Origin of the sequence: Loktanella sp. M215 (assembly GCF_021735925.1) — a bacterium.
In the GTDB taxonomy this organism is placed as follows: Bacteria; Pseudomonadota; Alphaproteobacteria; order Rhodobacterales; family Rhodobacteraceae; genus Loktanella.
Genome location: NZ_WMEA01000001.1, coordinates 2,070,056 through 2,084,925 on the forward strand (window position 1 = coordinate 2,070,056; position 14,870 = coordinate 2,084,925).

15 protein-coding genes are annotated in these 14,870 nt (G+C 65.7%); 13 read left to right on the forward strand and 2 right to left on the reverse strand.

Annotation, left to right across the window (positions count from 1 at the left end; genetic code table 11):
• Positions 1 to 11: 11 nt before the first annotated feature.
• Complete coding sequence (choX, locus tag GLR48_RS10135; protein WP_237061142.1) at positions 12 to 941, reverse strand: choline ABC transporter substrate-binding protein; 930 nt, start codon at positions 939 to 941, stop codon at positions 12 to 14.
• 83 nt (positions 942 to 1,024) lie between these two features.
• Here choX and betI point away from each other — a divergent pair, with 83 nt between their 5' ends.
• The 11 genes from betI (at position 1,025) to GLR48_RS10190 (ending at position 11,498) form a co-directional block, all read left to right on the forward strand.
• Entirely contained in the window at positions 1,025 to 1,582 is a 558-nt protein-coding gene (betI, locus tag GLR48_RS10140; RefSeq protein ID WP_237061143.1) for a transcriptional regulator BetI, read from the forward strand.
• Between the two features lie 61 nt (positions 1,583 to 1,643).
• Positions 1,644 to 3,101 (forward strand): betaine-aldehyde dehydrogenase, encoded by a 1,458-nt coding sequence (betB, locus tag GLR48_RS10145; protein ID WP_237061144.1) that lies wholly within the window; start codon positions 1,644 to 1,646, stop codon positions 3,099 to 3,101.
• Positions 3,101 to 4,759: a choline dehydrogenase gene (gene betA, locus GLR48_RS10150; RefSeq protein ID WP_237061145.1), complete on the forward strand. Its 1,659-nt coding sequence runs from the start codon at positions 3,101 to 3,103 to the stop codon at positions 4,757 to 4,759. Before betB ends, betA begins: the two co-directional genes overlap by 1 nt.
• A 112-nt stretch (positions 4,760 to 4,871) precedes the next feature.
• The gene (locus GLR48_RS10155; protein ID WP_237061146.1) at positions 4,872 to 5,477 is read left to right on the forward strand and encodes a thermonuclease family protein; all 606 of its coding nucleotides are present in this window, start codon (positions 4,872 to 4,874) and stop codon (positions 5,475 to 5,477) included.
• 193 nt (positions 5,478 to 5,670) lie between these two features.
• Positions 5,671 to 7,197, forward strand: a complete 1,527-nt coding sequence (locus tag GLR48_RS10160; RefSeq protein ID WP_237061147.1) for an acyl-CoA carboxylase subunit beta — start codon at positions 5,671 to 5,673, stop codon at positions 7,195 to 7,197.
• A gap of 116 nt (positions 7,198 to 7,313) precedes the next feature.
• Entirely contained in the window at positions 7,314 to 7,577 is a 264-nt protein-coding gene (locus tag GLR48_RS10165) for a DUF7218 family protein (protein WP_237061148.1), read from the forward strand.
• Positions 7,578 to 7,603: 26 nt separating this feature from the next.
• Positions 7,604 to 7,942, forward strand: coding sequence for a DUF6497 family protein (locus tag GLR48_RS10170; protein WP_237061149.1), 339 nt, complete (start codon positions 7,604 to 7,606; stop codon positions 7,940 to 7,942).
• A 331-nt stretch (positions 7,943 to 8,273) separates the two neighbouring features.
• Positions 8,274 to 8,618, forward strand: a complete 345-nt coding sequence (locus GLR48_RS10175; RefSeq protein WP_237061150.1) for a hypothetical protein — start codon at positions 8,274 to 8,276, stop codon at positions 8,616 to 8,618.
• Positions 8,619 to 8,808: 190 nt separating this feature from the next.
• Positions 8,809 to 9,036, forward strand: coding sequence for a hypothetical protein (locus GLR48_RS10180; protein ID WP_237061151.1), 228 nt, complete (start codon positions 8,809 to 8,811; stop codon positions 9,034 to 9,036).
• Between the two features lie 87 nt (positions 9,037 to 9,123).
• Complete coding sequence (locus tag GLR48_RS10185) at positions 9,124 to 11,121, forward strand: acetyl-CoA carboxylase biotin carboxylase subunit (protein ID WP_237061152.1); 1,998 nt, start codon at positions 9,124 to 9,126, stop codon at positions 11,119 to 11,121.
• Positions 11,118 to 11,498 carry a hypothetical protein gene (locus tag GLR48_RS10190; RefSeq protein WP_237061153.1) on the forward strand — a complete coding sequence of 127 codons (381 nt, stop codon included), beginning with the start codon at positions 11,118 to 11,120 and terminating at the stop codon, positions 11,496 to 11,498. The genes GLR48_RS10185 and GLR48_RS10190 overlap by 4 nt, the downstream gene beginning before the upstream one ends.
• Positions 11,499 to 11,505: 7 nt before the next feature.
• On the opposite strand, the gene GLR48_RS10195 is transcribed toward GLR48_RS10190, so the two are convergent.
• Positions 11,506 to 11,949 (reverse strand): DUF4174 domain-containing protein, encoded by a 444-nt coding sequence (locus GLR48_RS10195; RefSeq protein WP_237061154.1) that lies wholly within the window; start codon positions 11,947 to 11,949, stop codon positions 11,506 to 11,508.
• 147 nt (positions 11,950 to 12,096) lie between these two features.
• Between GLR48_RS10195 and GLR48_RS10200 the strand changes: the two genes are divergently transcribed.
• On the forward strand, positions 12,097 to 12,666 hold the full coding sequence (locus GLR48_RS10200) for a hypothetical protein (protein ID WP_237061155.1): 570 nt from the start codon (positions 12,097 to 12,099) through the stop codon (positions 12,664 to 12,666).
• The gene (gene scpA / locus GLR48_RS10205; RefSeq protein ID WP_237061156.1) at positions 12,663 to 14,789 is read left to right on the forward strand and encodes a methylmalonyl-CoA mutase; all 2,127 of its coding nucleotides are present in this window, start codon (positions 12,663 to 12,665) and stop codon (positions 14,787 to 14,789) included. Before GLR48_RS10200 ends, scpA begins: the two co-directional genes overlap by 4 nt.
• Positions 14,790 to 14,870: the final 81 nt, after the last annotated feature.

Below are 14,870 nucleotides of genomic sequence, written 5' to 3' on the forward strand. Positions count from 1 at the left end.
CCTGAAGGGGATCAGCTGGACAGCGTGTCCGTGACGGCGGCCATGGCGTCGCCGCCATCCAGCGTCGTCACACCGTCAAGCCAGGCACCCCAGACATCGGGGTTGGCGGCCAGCCAGGTCGTGGCGGCGGCTTCGGGGTCCGCGTTGTCGTTCAGGATCGCGCCCATGATCTCGTTTTCCATCGGCAGCGTGAACGACAGGTTTTCCAGCAGCTTGCCGACGTTCGGGCAGGCCGCGACATAGCCCGCAGTCGTATTCGTCAGCACCTCGGCCCCGCCCAGGTTCGGCCCGAACCAGTCGTCCCCCCCTTCCAGGTAGGTCATGTCGAACTTGGCGTTCATCGGGTGCGGCTCCCAGCCCAGGAAGACGATCGGCGTGTCGCGGCCGTTCGACCGTTCGACCTGCGCCAGCATGCCCTGTTCAGAGGATTCAACGACCTTGAAATCCTTCAGGCCAAAGGCATCGGCCTGCACCATGTCGAGGATCAGGCGGTTGCCGTCGTTGCCGGGCTCGATGCCATAGATCTCGTCGTCCAGTGCATCCGCATGGGTCGCGATATCGGCAAAGGTCTTGATCCCCATGTCGGCAGCGACCTTGTTCACGGCCAGCGTGTACTTCGCTCCCGTCAGGTTCGTGCGCACGGTATCCACGGTGCCCGCGTCGCGGTAGGGGGCGATATCCGCCTCCATCGTCGGCATCCAGTTGCCAAGGAACACGTCGACGTCGCCCTCGGCGAGGCTGATGTACGTGACAGGCACGCTCAGCAGCTTCGTGTCGGTCTCGTAGCCCAGCGCATCAAGGATGACGGAGGTCGCGGCGGTCGTGGCCGTGATATCGGTCCAGCCCACGTCGGCAAATGTCACGCTGCTGCAATCGTCCTGCGCCAGTGCAGGGGTCGCGGCCACAAGGGCCAGTACGGAAAGGGTACTCTTGAAGGTCATCGTCGTCTCCCGGTCGGTTTTTCTTGATTGATCAGTCAATCAAAAATGGTCTAGACGGACATTGCAACAAGGAAATGAGTGCAATGCCCAAGCTTGGGATGGAACCTATACGCCGCGCCGCCCTGGTGAAAGCCACAATTGCCGAGGTGGGCGATGCCGGCACGCTGGACATCAGCGTCAGCCGCATTGCAAAGCGTGCGGGCATGTCATCGGCCCTTGCGCACCATTATTTCGGCGGCAAGGACCAGATCTTCGTCGCCGCCATGCGCCAGATCCTGACCGACTACCGGGCAGAGGTCCTGCGCGCCCTGCAGGACTCCGACGACCGCGCCGCCGCCATCGTCACCGCCAGCTTCGCGCCCTCCTGTTTCGATCCCGCCACGATCAGTGCCTGGATGACCTTCTACGTGCAGGCCCAGACCAACCCGCAGGCGCAGCGCCTTCTGACACTCTACCAGCGCCGCTTGCGATCCAACCTCACCCACGCCCTGCGCGGTCAGGTGGCCGACCCCGTGGCCTGCGCTGACCTGGTCGCCGCACTGATCGACGGCCTCTACATCCGCCGCGCGCTGGCCGTCCCAAAGCTCGATGCGGTGGTCCAGGTCCTGTCGTTGCTGAACACCCTCAAAGACAGGCGCTGACGCAAGACCCGTCGCCGCACGAACCTTGCTTTTTCCTGAAATACTCCCGCCGGAGGCTCCCATGACCACCACGCAACCCACCGCCAGTCATTTCATCGGCGGCGAATACGTCGAAGACACCGCAGGTGATCCGATCGACGTGATCTATCCCTACACGGGCAAGGTCATCGCCCGTGTGCACGCCGCCACCCCCGCGATCATCGACCGCGCGCTCCAGTCGGCCAAGGACGCGCAGGCCGCATGGGCCGCAATGACCGGCACCGAACGCGGCCGCATCCTGCGCCGCGCCGCCGACATCATGCGCGACCGCAATCACGACCTCTCGGTGCTGGAAAGCTATGACACCGGCAAGCCCTTGTCCGAAACCACCGTGGCCGACGCAACCTCCGGCGCCGACGCGCTCGAATACTTCGGCGGCATGGCCGCCACGATCACCGGCGAACACATCCCGCTCGCGGGCGGCGACTTCGTCTATACTCGGCGCGAACCCTTGGGCGTCTGCGTCGGCATCGGTGCGTGGAACTATCCCACCCAGATCGCCTGCTGGAAGGGCGCGCCCGCACTCGCCTGCGGCAACACCATGGTCTTCAAGCCGTCAGAGACGACGCCGCTCTGCGCGCTCAAGGTGGCCGAGATCCTGACCGAAGCCGGCGCACCGCCGGGCGTCTACAACGTGGTGCAGGGGATGGGGGCCGTGGGCGCGTCGCTGATCACCGATCCGCGCGTGGCCAAGGTCTCGCTGACGGGCTCCGTGCCGACGGGGCAGAAGGTCTATGCCGCCGCCGCCGCAGGTCTGCGCAACGTCACGATGGAACTCGGCGGCAAGTCCCCGCAGGTCGTCTTCGACGATGCGGACCTCGAAGACGCCGTCTCCGGCGCGATCCTCGGCAATTTCTATTCCACCGGGCAGGTCTGTTCCAACGGCACGCGGGTCTTCGTGCAGCGCGGGCTGGTCGATGCCTTCCTCAAGCGCCTGACCGAACGCCTCGCCCATGTGGTGATGGGCGACCCGATGGACATGGCCACGAACTTCGGCCCCATGGTAAGTGCTCGTCAGCGCGATCTGGTCGAGGCCTGCATCGCGAAAGGCATCGCCGCCGGCGCGCGTCTGGTCCACGGCGGCACGCGCCCGGACCGGGACGGTTTCTTCATCGACCCGACCGTCTTTGCCGACGTGACCGACGACATGGCGCTGGCGACGGACGAAATCTTTGGCCCCGTCATGTCGGTCCTCACGTTTGACACCGAAGAAGAGGCCCTGCGCCGCGCCAATGCCACGCCCTACGGCCTCGCGGCCAGCGTGTTCACCAAGGACCTGACACGCGCCCACCGCATGGCGGCAGGGTTCGAGGCCGGCACCTGCTACGTCAACACCCACAACCTTGCCCCCGTCGAGGCGCCCTTCGGCGGGTCCAAGATGTCCGGCGTCGGCCGCGAGAACAGCAAGGCCGCCATCGAGTTCTACACTCAGATCAAGGGCGTCTATGTCGCCATGAACCCGGTCGAGGCACCGTTCTGATGAAGGCCGACTACGTCATCATCGGCGCTGGCAGCGCTGGCTGCGCCATTGCCTACCGGCTGGCCGAGGCGGGCAAGGATGTGCTGATCATCGAACACGGCGGGTCCGACGCGGGGCCTTTCATCCAGATGCCCGCGGCGCTGTCCTATCCGATGAACATGAAGACCTACGACTGGGGTTTCCGCACCCAGCCGGAACCGCATCTGGGCAACCGCACCCTCGCCACGCCGCGTGGCAAGGTGATCGGCGGATCGTCCTCGATCAACGGCATGGTCTACGTGCGCGGCCACGCCCGCGACTTCGACACCTGGGCCGAGATGGGCGCGCAGGGCTGGGCCTATGCGGACGTGCTGCCCTACTACAAGCGGATGGAACACTGGCACGCGGGCATCCACGGCGGCGATCCGGACTGGCGCGGCACCGACGGGCCGCTGCACGTCTCCCGCGGGCCGCGCCGCAACCCGCTGGTCAAGGCCTTCGTCGAGGCGGGCCAGCAGGCGGGCTATCCCGCGACCGACGACTACAACGGCCAGCAGCAGGAAGGCTTCGGCCCGTTCGACGCCACCATCTATCACGGCCGCCGCTGGTCCGCCGCCAACGCCTATCTGCGCCCCGCGCAGAAGACCGGCCACGCCCGCGTCACCCGCGCCTTTGCCCGGCGCGTCATCATCAAGGACGGCCGCGCCACGGGGGTCGAGGTCAAGCGCCGCGGCGTGACCGAAATCATCGACGCAAACGTCGAAGTCATCATCGCCGCCTCCGCCATCAACTCGCCGAAACTGCTGATGCTCTCCGGCATCGGCCCCGCGGCACATCTGGCGGAACATGGCATCCCGCTCGTCGCCGACCGTGCGGGCGTCGGGCAGAACCTGCAGGACCATCTGGAGCTTTACCTGCAACAGGCCGCGACCCAGCCGGTGACGCTATTCACCTACTGGAAGCTTTTCTGGAAGATGCTGATCGGCGCGCAATGGCTGCTGGGCAAGCGCGGCCTCGGCACCTCGAATCAATTCGAAAGTGCGGGCTTCGTGCGGTCGCGCGCCGGGGTCGAGTATCCCGATATCCAGTTCCACTTCCTGCCGCTGGCGATCCGCTACGACGGCAAGGTCGCCGCCGAAGGCCACGGCTTTCAGGCCCACGTCGGCCCGATGCGCTCGCCCTCGCGCGGTAGCGTCACGCTCGCCAGCGCCGACCCCGCCGCCGATCCGTTGATCCGCTTCAACTACATGTCCGACCCGCAGGATTGGGAGGATTTCCGCGCCTGCATCCGCCTGACCCGAGAGATATTCGCGCAAGAGGCCTTCACCCCCTTCCGCGGTCACGAGATCCAGCCGGGTGCCGCCGTCCAGTCCGACGCGGAGCTTGATGATTTCATCCGTGAACACGCCGAAAGCGCCTATCACCCTTGCGGCACCTGCCGGATGGGGGCGGCGGACGATCCCCTCGCCGTTGTCGATGCCCAGTGCCGTGTCATCGGGGTCGACGGCCTGCGGGTGGCCGACAGTTCGATCTTTCCGCGCATCACCAACGGCAACCTGAACGCGCCTTCGATCATGGTCGGCGAAAAGGCGGCGGACCACATTCTGGGTCGCGATCCCCTACCTGCGGCCAATGAACAGCCGTGGATTCATCCCGACTGGCAAACCAGACAGCGCTGATTTGAAGAAAATGCAATGAACAGGGCAGCACGTCTGCCCTGTCCTTGCCACGTCTCGTCCCTAGCTTGGGATCATGCGAATCCTTTTAACCATTTGTTTACTGTTCTGTGCCTTGGCAGCCCGCGCCGACCTCTCGGGGCCGGCGCGGGTCATCGACGGCGATACCCTCCAGATCGGAGAGACGCGGATCCGCCTGCACGGCATCGACGCGCCAGAAGCGGCGCAGACCTGCCGCAGCGCCGCGGGTGTCACGCTCGCCTGCGGGGCGGCAGCCACGACGGCGCTGCGCAGCCTGATCGCAGGGCAACCGGTGACCTGCGCGCCGCGCGACACCGACCGTTACGGGCGCACCGTGGCCCGCTGCACCGCGCGCGGGCAGGACAGCGGTCGCGGCATGGTCGCCGCAGGGATGGCCAGAGCCTACCAACGCTACAGCACCGATTACGTGGCAGACGAGGCGGCGGCGCAGGCCGGTGGGCGCGGCCTGTGGGCGGCGCAGATGCAGAACCCCGCCGATTACCGCGCCGCGCGCAAGGCGGCACCGGCGGCAACCGGCAGCTGTCAGATCAAGGGCAACATCAGCGGGGGCGGCCACATCTATCACATGCCCGGGCAGGAAAACTACGCCGCCACCCGCATCAGCACCGCCCGCGGCGAACGCTGGTTCTGCACCGAGGCAGAGGCCCGTGCCGCCGGCTGGCGCGCCGCCCGCCGCTGATCCCCAGATCCGTTGCGGCTTGCGCCGGATCGACCCGCAGGCGTCGCGGGCCGCAAGTCCAGACATCCGCAGGCCATGACGGATGGAAATTTGTTGACAACGCGGCGTCCGTTTTCGCGCTTTGGGCTTCACCTGCTGGGCGACGGCACCTATGGTCGTGCGACATTAAGGCGAATGCTGCGGGGGGCACACCATGAAGGATCATCTGGACGCTTTGGCGGCCCGCCGGGCCGAATCCCATCTGGGGGGCGGACAGGCCCGCATCGACGCGCAGCACGCCAAAGGCAAGCTGACCGCGCGCGAGCGGATCGACCTGCTGCTGGATCAGGGCAGCTTCGAGGAATTCGACGCCTTCGTCACCCACCGCGCCATCGACTTCGGCATGCAGGACAGCACCCCGATGGGCGACGGCGTCGTGACCGGCTGGGGCACGATCAACGGGCGCATGGTCTATGTCTTCAGCCAGGACTTCACCGTCTTTGGCGGGTCGCTGTCGGAAACCCACGCGCAGAAGATCTGCAAGATCATGGACATGGCGCTGCAAAACGGCGCGCCGGTCATCGGGATCAACGATTCCGGCGGCGCGCGCATTCAGGAAGGCGTGGCCTCGCTGGCAGGCTACGCCGAGGTGTTCCAGCGCAACATCATGGCCTCTGGCGTGGTGCCGCAGATCAGCCTGATCATGGGGCCCTGCGCGGGCGGTGCGGTCTATTCGCCCGCCATGACCGACTTCATCTTCATGGTGCGCGACACATCCTACATGTTCGTAACCGGGCCCGACGTGGTCAAGACCGTCACGAACGAGGTCGTCACCGCCGAGGAACTCGGCGGCGCCTCCACCCATACGAAAAAGTCGAGCGTGGCCGATGCCGCCTTTGACAACGACGTCGAGGCGATCGCCGAATGCCGCCGCCTGTTCGACTTTCTGCCGCTGAACAACCGCAAGACCGTGCCGACGCGGCCCTTCTTCGATGACGTGAACCGTCTGGACGAAAGCCTCGACACGCTGATCCCCGACAACGCCAACGCGCCTTACGACATGAAGGAACTGATCCTCAAGCTGGCGGACGAGGGCGACTTTCACGAGCTGCAGGCCGATTTCGCCAAGAACATCCTGACCGGGTTCATCCGTCTGGAAGGATCGACCGTCGGCGTCGTTGCCAACCAGCCGATGGTGTTGGCCGGGTGTCTGGACATCGACAGCAGCCGCAAGGCCGCCCGCTTCGTCCGGTTCTGCGATGCCTTCGAGATCCCGATCCTGACGCTGGTCGATGTGCCGGGCTTTTTGCCGGGCACATCACAGGAATACGGCGGCGTCATCAAGCACGGCGCCAAGCTGCTGTTCGCCTACGGCGAGGCGACGGTGCCCAAGGTCACGGTCATCACCCGCAAGGCCTACGGCGGCGCCTATGACGTGATGGCGTCCAAGCACCTGCGCGGCGATTTCAACTATGCTTGGCCCACGGCGGAAATCGCCGTGATGGGCGCCAAGGGCGCGACCGAGATCATCTATCGCGGCCGCAGTACCGAGGAGATCGCGGAGCGCACCAAGGAATACGAGGACCGTTTCGCCAATCCTTTCGTCGCGGCCTCCAAGGGGTTCATCGACGAGGTCATCATGCCCCGCTCGACCCGGCGACGGGTCTGTCGCGCCTTCGCGTCCCTGCGTGGCAAGTCGTTGCAGAATCCGTGGAAGAAGCATGACAACATCCCGCTGTGAGGCAGGGGGGCCAGCCCTCCGTCCGCAAGATGCGGACTCCCCCCGGAGTATTTTGAAAAAAGCGAGGACGGGAACCCGTTCGTTTGTTTTGTCGTTGCACCCGAAAGGAGAGCGCGATGACCAAGGATCACGGACCGAGCATCAAGGACGACGCGACCTACGAAGCCCTGCTGGAGCAGGGCGCGTCCAAGCAGAAGGCAGCGCGGATTGCCAATGCGCAGGCGTCACCGGACCAGCACCCGAGCGAAAAGGGCGGCAAGGCACAGCCCTACGAGGACTGGACGAAGGACGACCTTTACGCCCGCGCGCAGGAGCTGGACGTGGACGGACGCTCGACCATGACAAAGGATGCACTTATCGCCGCCTTGCGGGACCGCTGATCGCCGCATGCCTGTGGGCCGGTGCCGTGGGCGCGCAGCAGATCGCCGTCCCGTCGGGCCTTGAGATTTCGCTTTACGACGTGATCCTCGACGCTGACAGCCAGGTGGCGCGGTTCCGGTTTCTTGTGCCGGCCATCGCGCCCGAGGCCGGGAACAAGACGTTCGGCGATGTGATCGGCGATCTGCAGTTCGTCTGCGACAGCGTCATCGTGCCGGCGCTGCTTGAACATGGCTGGACGACCGGCGATGTGGTGCTGTCGGTGTCTGACAAGCCCGTCGATTTCGGCACATATGATTCGCAGGTGGTCCAGTACTTTCAGCCGTTCCGTCTGGATCGCGACACCTGCGTCTGGGAGGACTTCTGATGATCCATGGCACTTTGGCGGCGATCCGCCCAAGCGGCGATGCAATGATGCCACTGTCGCACCTGTCGCGCGCAGCGGCGCTGGGCAGATGCAGCGGACCTGCTAAGACTGTTGCACGGGGCGGGTGCAGACCCGCCTTGCAACAATGGCAGACCGGCGATCAACGCTGGCTGCATCAGGCAGACGGATCAGGCACATGTCGAACGGACTCAAGGTATTTTGCGTCGTGGCGCTTATGGCGGTCGTGGCGGTCAGCGGATCGAAAGGTCAGGCCCGTGTCGGCCTGCCCGAGGTCGCTGCCGACCGGTGACGCTGTGGCGAGGGCCGCATGATGGAAAAGCATCGCGGCTTTCCCGGGCGTCTGCCCGGCACGGATTATCAATTCGTCATCCGGCGTGGTCACAAGGACGGTGCCACCAAGCTGGTGGAGCGGGAACGCTATGCCGACCGCAGGCCGCCCGACCGGCGCGCCGATGCGGGCTTCATGGAAGCCCTGTGGACTCATTTCGGCGAGGACACCTTCGTGCGCGGCAATCTGGACGCCGGCCGGCTGAGCTGGCTGTTCGGCCGCGAGGTCGTGGCGGCAGAGGATCCCTTCGACCCCGAAAGTTATGACGCGCTTCTGCGGATCGACGTCGCGCGGGCACGGATCAGCTTTCCGGATATCTTTGCATGACCGCCCAAACCGGCCCTTGCAGCGTGTCGCGCGGTGTCGGCCGGGCAACACAGCGCATGCTATCGGATAACACCCATTTTTTCGGGGACCTTTCGGCGGCAAAGCGCCTTTTATCACTAATCGGGCTTGAGTTGCCCGTGGACACCAGCGATTTTGCACCCATCGCAAACTTAACCAAAGGCAAGACAACATGTTCAAAGCTTCCTGGCTCCTGGCCCCCATCGCCGCCCTCGGTCTGTCCGCATGTGCCGGTTCCGGCATCGGTGACACCGATCTGGAGCGTGGTCTCATCGGTGCAGGCGCTGGCGCCGCACTCTCCGGTCCGCTCGGCACCGATCCGACCGGCACGGCGCTGGCCGGTGCAGCCGCTGGCCTGCTGTGTGACGACGCCGGCGTCTGCCGCCCGACTCGCCGCTAAGCGCAGCGCTGCGGCGCAACGCACGACAATCGATCGCCGTCGGGGTGTTACCCCGGCGGCGATTTTTCGTTTGAAGGACTGACGCCCATGTTCAAGAAGATCCTGATTGCCAACCGTGGCGAAATCGCCTGCCGCGTCATCAAGACGGCCCGCCGCATGGGCATTGCGACCGTGGCGGTCTATTCCGACGCCGACCGCAACGCGCTGCACGTCAAGATGGCGGACGAGGCGGTCCACATCGGCCCCAGCCCGGCGAACCAGTCCTACATCGTGATCGACCGTATCATGGAGGCGATCAAGGCGACGGGCGCCGAGGCCGTGCATCCGGGCTATGGCTTTCTGTCCGAAAATCCGAAGTTCGCGCAGGCGCTGGAGGCCGCTGGCGTTGCCTTCATCGGGCCGCCGGTCAAGGCGATCGAGGCGATGGGCGACAAGATCACCTCCAAGAAGCTGGCGCAGGAGGCGGGCGTCAGCACCGTGCCCGGCCATATGGGCCTGATCGCGGATGCGGATGAGGCCATCAAGATCGCCGGTCAGATCGGCTATCCGGTGATGATCAAGGCCAGTGCCGGCGGCGGCGGCAAGGGCATGCGGATCGCCTGGAAAGAGGATGAGGTCCGCGAGGGCTTTCAGTCGTCCAAGAACGAGGCCGCCAACAGCTTTGGCGACGACCGGATCTTTATCGAAAAGTTCGTCACACAGCCGCGCCATATCGAGATTCAGGTGCTGGCGGACCAGCACGGCAACGCCGTCTATCTGCACGAGCGTGAATGTTCGATCCAGCGCCGCAACCAGAAGGTCATCGAAGAAGCGCCGAGCCCCTTCCTTGACGAGGAAACCCGCGCCGCGATGGGCAAGCAGTCCGTGGCACTGGCGCAGGCGGTGGGTTACACTTCTGCCGGGACGGTCGAATTCATCGTCGACGGCGACCGCAACTTTTATTTCCTTGAAATGAACACCCGTCTGCAGGTCGAACATCCGGTGACGGAACTGATCACCGGCATCGACCTCGTCGAACAGATGATCCGGGTCGCGGCGGGCGAAACCTTACCCTTTGGGCAAAGCGATCTGACGATCAACGGCTGGGCCATCGAATCGCGCCTTTATGCCGAGGATCCCTATCGCGGCTTCCTGCCCTCCATCGGTCGTCTGACCCGCTACCGTCCCCCGGTCGAAGAGGCGACGCCGACGCGCGCGGTGCGCAACGACACCGGCGTCTTCGAGGGCGGCGAGATCAGCATGTTCTACGATCCCATGATCGCCAAGCTCTGCACCTGGGCGCCCGACCGCGCCACCGCGATTGCGGAAATGCGGCTGGCCCTCGACGGGTTCGAGCTGGAGGGGATCGGTCACAACCTGCCGTTCCTCGCCGCCGTGATGGATCATCCGAAATTCGTCGACGGTGCGATGACGACCGCCTTCATCGCCGAGGAGTTTCCCGACGGCTTTGACGGTGTCGCCCTGTCGGACGACACGCTACTGCGCGTTGCTGCGGCGACGGTCGCCATGCACCGGATCTCGGAAATCCGGCGCACGCGGATCAGCGGCCGGATGGGCAATCACGAACGCGTCGTCGGCACGGACTGGAACGTGGCACTTCAGGGGCAGTCTTTCGATGCGGTGATCGCAGCCGACCGGGCAGGGGCCGCCGTGACGATCGACGGCCGCACGCTGCGGGTCGAAAGCGACTGGACGCCGGGGCAGCCGCTGGCCCGCCTGCAGGTGGACGGATCGCCCCTGGTGCTGAAAGTCGCGCGGATTTCTGGCGGATTTCAGGTGCGCCATCGGGGCGCCGACCTGAAGGTGCATGTGCGCAACCCGCGTCAGGCGGAACTGGCGCGGCTGATGCCGGAAAAGGTGCCGGCGGACACGTCCAAGCTGCTGCTTTGCCCGATGCCGGGCCTGATCGTGAAAATCGACGTGGCCGTCGGTGACGAGGTCCACGAAGGCCAGACCCTGTGCACCGTCGAGGCGATGAAGATGGAAAACATCCTGCGCGCGGAACGGCGCGGCTTCGTGTCCAAGGTGAATGCGGGGGTGGGCGACAGCCTTGCGGTGGATGACGTGATTCTGGAATTCGAATGACCCCAACACCCCGCCTTGTGCTGATCTGGGCCGTGGCCTGTGCGGCCTCGGTGCTGTTGGCATTCGGTGCGCTGGTGGTGATGATCCCGGACGGCACGGTCAGTTATGCCACGCAGCTGCCGCGCCGCGCGGTGACGGCGCCGATGATCGCCGTGGTTGCGTTCTGGGGGATCGTGCGCGCCACCGGCATTCCGCTCGAACCGATCCGGACCTTCGTGCTGGGTGGCCTTGCGGTTTATGCGCTGCTCTACGTGGTCGGGCGGGTGCTGGCCGTCACCGGCCTCAGCCCCTTGCTGGTGCTGGTCGTCAATCTGGCGATGCTGATGGCGCTGGCTTGGTGGGCGATCAGCCACGCCGCCGGCCGGCGCGGATCATGATGCCGCGTCACTGGTCCACGCCGCGCCGGTCCTGCATTTCCTGTTGCCGCATCGGCATCTTGTCGATCGACCGCGACAGCTCCCGCACGGTCCAGGGACTGGGCTTGCGGGCCTTGATCTGGCCGTCCTTGCCGATCAGCGACAGCATGAAACCGCGCGGCCGCGCCCGCAGTCGGATGTCGCTGCGGTCGGCGGGGGCCGTGTCGAAGATCACGACGACATCACGCAGGGCCAGCTCCTCGGCCCGTTCCGCCAGCAGCTCCATCTGCTGCACGAACTGCGGATCGTTGGGCGAATCCGCGAACACCAGCACCGGGCGCGCGATCCACTGGAAGGCGTCCAGATCCACGCCGCGCGCATCCAGCGGCACGGTGCGCGCCGCCTCCCACCGGGCGACGGCATCGGTCTCGGCGCTGTGCGAGGGGTCGGGCGGCGGGGTGGTCTGTGCCATGGCGGTTCCGGTCAACGTCACGGCCACAAGGGCGCCTGCAATGCATGTTTTCATCATGCTACACCATATAGGGTGCCGGGGCGTCCCTGCGAAGTGCGTCATACCGGCCCGCAGCATGATTAACCCGATCTTGCCCGAGCGTCTGGCATGATGGGCGCCGTCCAGACCTCCGTCATCCCCGGTGCTGTGCTGCTGTGCAGGGTGCGGCGCATGGTCAAGACGCTCTTTCACATCGATGCGCATCGCTGTGCGACGACCATGTTTCAGGCCGAGCTCGACCAGAACCGGACGTCCCTGATCTGTGGCTGCAACATGCCCCGGACCGGCACCGTCACCCACGAAGGGCTGTTCGCACACCGCGCGCGCCCCCCCGGCCACAGCGCTGCCGACGCCGAGGCCGCCCGCCGCGTCGCGAACCGCCGCCGGTCGATGCCGGGCCGCTGTCCGCGGCTTCTGGTGTCAAAGGAAAACATGATCGGCACGCCGCGTGGCAACCTCGGGCGCGCGTCGCTCTCTCCCGGCCTTTCGCCGCGGCTCGCACGCTTCCGCGCCGCCTTTGCGGGGCAGGTCTACGCCGATGACCCGCCCACGCTACGCGCCATGGACGATCCGCTTTTGACCTTTACCGCACAGACCGCCATCAAGGTGCAACCCACCCATCGCCGGGTCGGGGACATCTGGACGCCGGACCATACCACCACGGGGGATTACCGATGACCGACAAAGCCGACTGGAAGACGATCGCCGCCAAGGAACTGCGGGGCCGCGCGCTCTCGGACCTGACATGGCACACGCTGGAAGGCATCGACGTCCAGCCGCTTTACACGGCCGAGGACGTGGCCGACCTGCCGCACATGGGCGGTATTCCGGGGCAGGCGCCCTATACCCGCGGCGTCAAGGCCACGATGTACGCAGGCCGCCCCTGGACCATCCGGCAATACGCGGGCTTCTCCACGGCCGAGGAATCGAACGCCTTCTACCGCGCGGGCCTCGCGGGCGGCCAGCAGGGCGTCTCTGTCGCCTTCGACCTCGCGACGCACCGCGGCTATGACAGCGACCACCCCCGCGTCGAAGGGGACGTCGGCAAGGCCGGGGTCGCCATCGATTCGGTCGAGGACATGAAGATCCTCTTCGACGGCATCCCGCTCGACAAAGTGTCGGTCTCCATGACGATGAACGGCGCGGTCATCCCGATCCTCGCCAACTTCATCGTCACCGGGATGGAGCAGGGCCATGACAAGGCGGTCCTCTCCGGCACGATCCAGAACGACATCCTCAAGGAATTCATGGTCCGCAACACCTATGTCTATCCGCCCGAACCCAGCATGAGGATCATCTCGGACATCATTGAATACACGGCCAAAGAGATGCCGAAATTCAACTCGATCTCGATCTCGGGTTACCACATGCAAGAGGCCGGCGCGAACCTGGTGCAGGAACTCGCCTACACCATGGCCGACGGGCGCGAATACGTCCGCGCCGCGATTGCGGCGGGCATGGACGTCGACGCATTCGCCCCCCGCCTGTCCTTCTTCTTCGCCATCGGCATGAACTTCTTCATGGAGGCCGCCAAGCTGCGCGCCGCCCGCCTGCTGTGGTTCCGCGTGATGGAGGAATTCCAGCCCAAGGATTCCAAATCCTCCATGCTTCGCACCCACTGCCAGACCTCCGGCGTGTCCCTGCAGGAACAGGACCCCTACAACAACGTCGTGCGCACCGCCTACGAGGCGATGAGCGCGGTGCTGGGCGGCACCCAGTCCCTGCACACCAACGCGCTGGACGAGGCGATTGCCCTGCCCAGCGACTTCGCCGCCCGCATCGCGCGCAATACCCAGCTGATCCTGCAAGAGGAAACCGGCGTCACACGCGTGATCGACCCGCTGGCCGGCAGCTACTACGTCGAGAAACTGACCCACGACCTCGCCGAAGCGGCCTGGGCGCTGATGGACGAGGTCGAGGAGATGGGCGGCATGACCAAGGCCGTGGCCTCCGGCATGCCGAAGATGCGGATCGAGGAGACGGCGGCCAAGCGTCAGGCCGGCATCGACCGTGGCACCGAGGTCATCGTCGGCGTCAACAAGTACCGCAAAGACAAAGAAGACCCGATCGACATCCGCGACATCGACAACGCCGGTGTCCGCGACAGCCAGATTGCGCGGCTCAAGACCACCCGCGCAGGCCGCGATCAGCCCGCCTGTGACGCGGCCCTGTCAGAGATCACGCGCCGCGCCCGCGACGGCGGCAACCTGCTGGAGGCCGCGGTCGAGGCCGCCCGCCAGCGCGCCACCGTCGGAGAGATCAGCGCCGCGATGGAAGAGGTCTTCGGCCGCCACCGGGCAGAGGTCAAAACCCTCGCCGGCGTCTACGGTGCCGCCTACGAGGGCGACGCAGGTTTCGCCACGATCCAGAAAGCGGTCGAGGATTTCGCGACCGAGGAAGGCCGCCGTCCGCGCATGCTGGTGGTCAAGATGGGGCAGGACGGCCACGACCGCGGCGCCAAGGTCATCGCCACCGCCTTCGCCGACATCGGCTTTGATGTCGACGTGGGCCCGCTGTTCCAGACGCCAGAGGAGGCCGCCCAGGACGCCATCGACAATGACGTCCACGTCATCGGCATCAGCTCTCAGGCCGCCGGTCACAAGACGCTGGCCCCCAAGCTGATCAAGGCGCTGGAGGCGGCAGGCGCCGGCGAAATCCTCGTGATCTGCGGCGGTGTGATCCCGCAGCAGGACTACAAGTTCCTGACCGACGCGGGCGTCAAGGCGATCTTCGGCCCCGGCACGAACATCCCCAAAGCGGCAGAGGATATCCTCAAGCTGATCCGCGACGCACGCACCTGAGCTTCTTCTGGCCAAAAATACTTCCGCCGGAGGCACGGCCATGGGGTCACCCATGGCCGTCTCGCTTGCCAAGTCCCGCCC

Bases quoted from the DNA above. Each gene is read 5' to 3' on its own strand.
- choX (WP_237061142.1), bottom strand. From the start codon at position 941: ATGACCTTCAAGAGTACCCTTTCCGTACTGGCCCTTGTGGCCGCGACC.
- betI (WP_237061143.1), top strand. From the start codon at position 1,025: ATGCCCAAGCTTGGGATGGAACCTATACGCCGCGCCGCCCTGGTGAAA.
- betB (WP_237061144.1), top strand. From the start codon at position 1,644: ATGACCACCACGCAACCCACCGCCAGTCATTTCATCGGCGGCGAATAC.
- betA (WP_237061145.1), top strand. From the start codon at position 3,101: ATGAAGGCCGACTACGTCATCATCGGCGCTGGCAGCGCTGGCTGCGCC.
- GLR48_RS10160 (WP_237061147.1), top strand. From the start codon at position 5,671: ATGAAGGATCATCTGGACGCTTTGGCGGCCCGCCGGGCCGAATCCCAT.
- GLR48_RS10165 (WP_237061148.1), top strand. From the start codon at position 7,314: ATGACCAAGGATCACGGACCGAGCATCAAGGACGACGCGACCTACGAA.
- GLR48_RS10175 (WP_237061150.1), top strand. From the start codon at position 8,274: ATGGAAAAGCATCGCGGCTTTCCCGGGCGTCTGCCCGGCACGGATTAT.
- GLR48_RS10180 (WP_237061151.1), top strand. From the start codon at position 8,809: ATGTTCAAAGCTTCCTGGCTCCTGGCCCCCATCGCCGCCCTCGGTCTG.
- GLR48_RS10185 (WP_237061152.1), top strand. From the start codon at position 9,124: ATGTTCAAGAAGATCCTGATTGCCAACCGTGGCGAAATCGCCTGCCGC.
- GLR48_RS10190 (WP_237061153.1), top strand. From the start codon at position 11,118: ATGACCCCAACACCCCGCCTTGTGCTGATCTGGGCCGTGGCCTGTGCG.
- GLR48_RS10195 (WP_237061154.1), bottom strand. From the start codon at position 11,949: ATGGCACAGACCACCCCGCCGCCCGACCCCTCGCACAGCGCCGAGACC.
- GLR48_RS10200 (WP_237061155.1), top strand. From the start codon at position 12,097: ATGATGGGCGCCGTCCAGACCTCCGTCATCCCCGGTGCTGTGCTGCTG.
- scpA (WP_237061156.1), top strand. From the start codon at position 12,663: ATGACCGACAAAGCCGACTGGAAGACGATCGCCGCCAAGGAACTGCGG.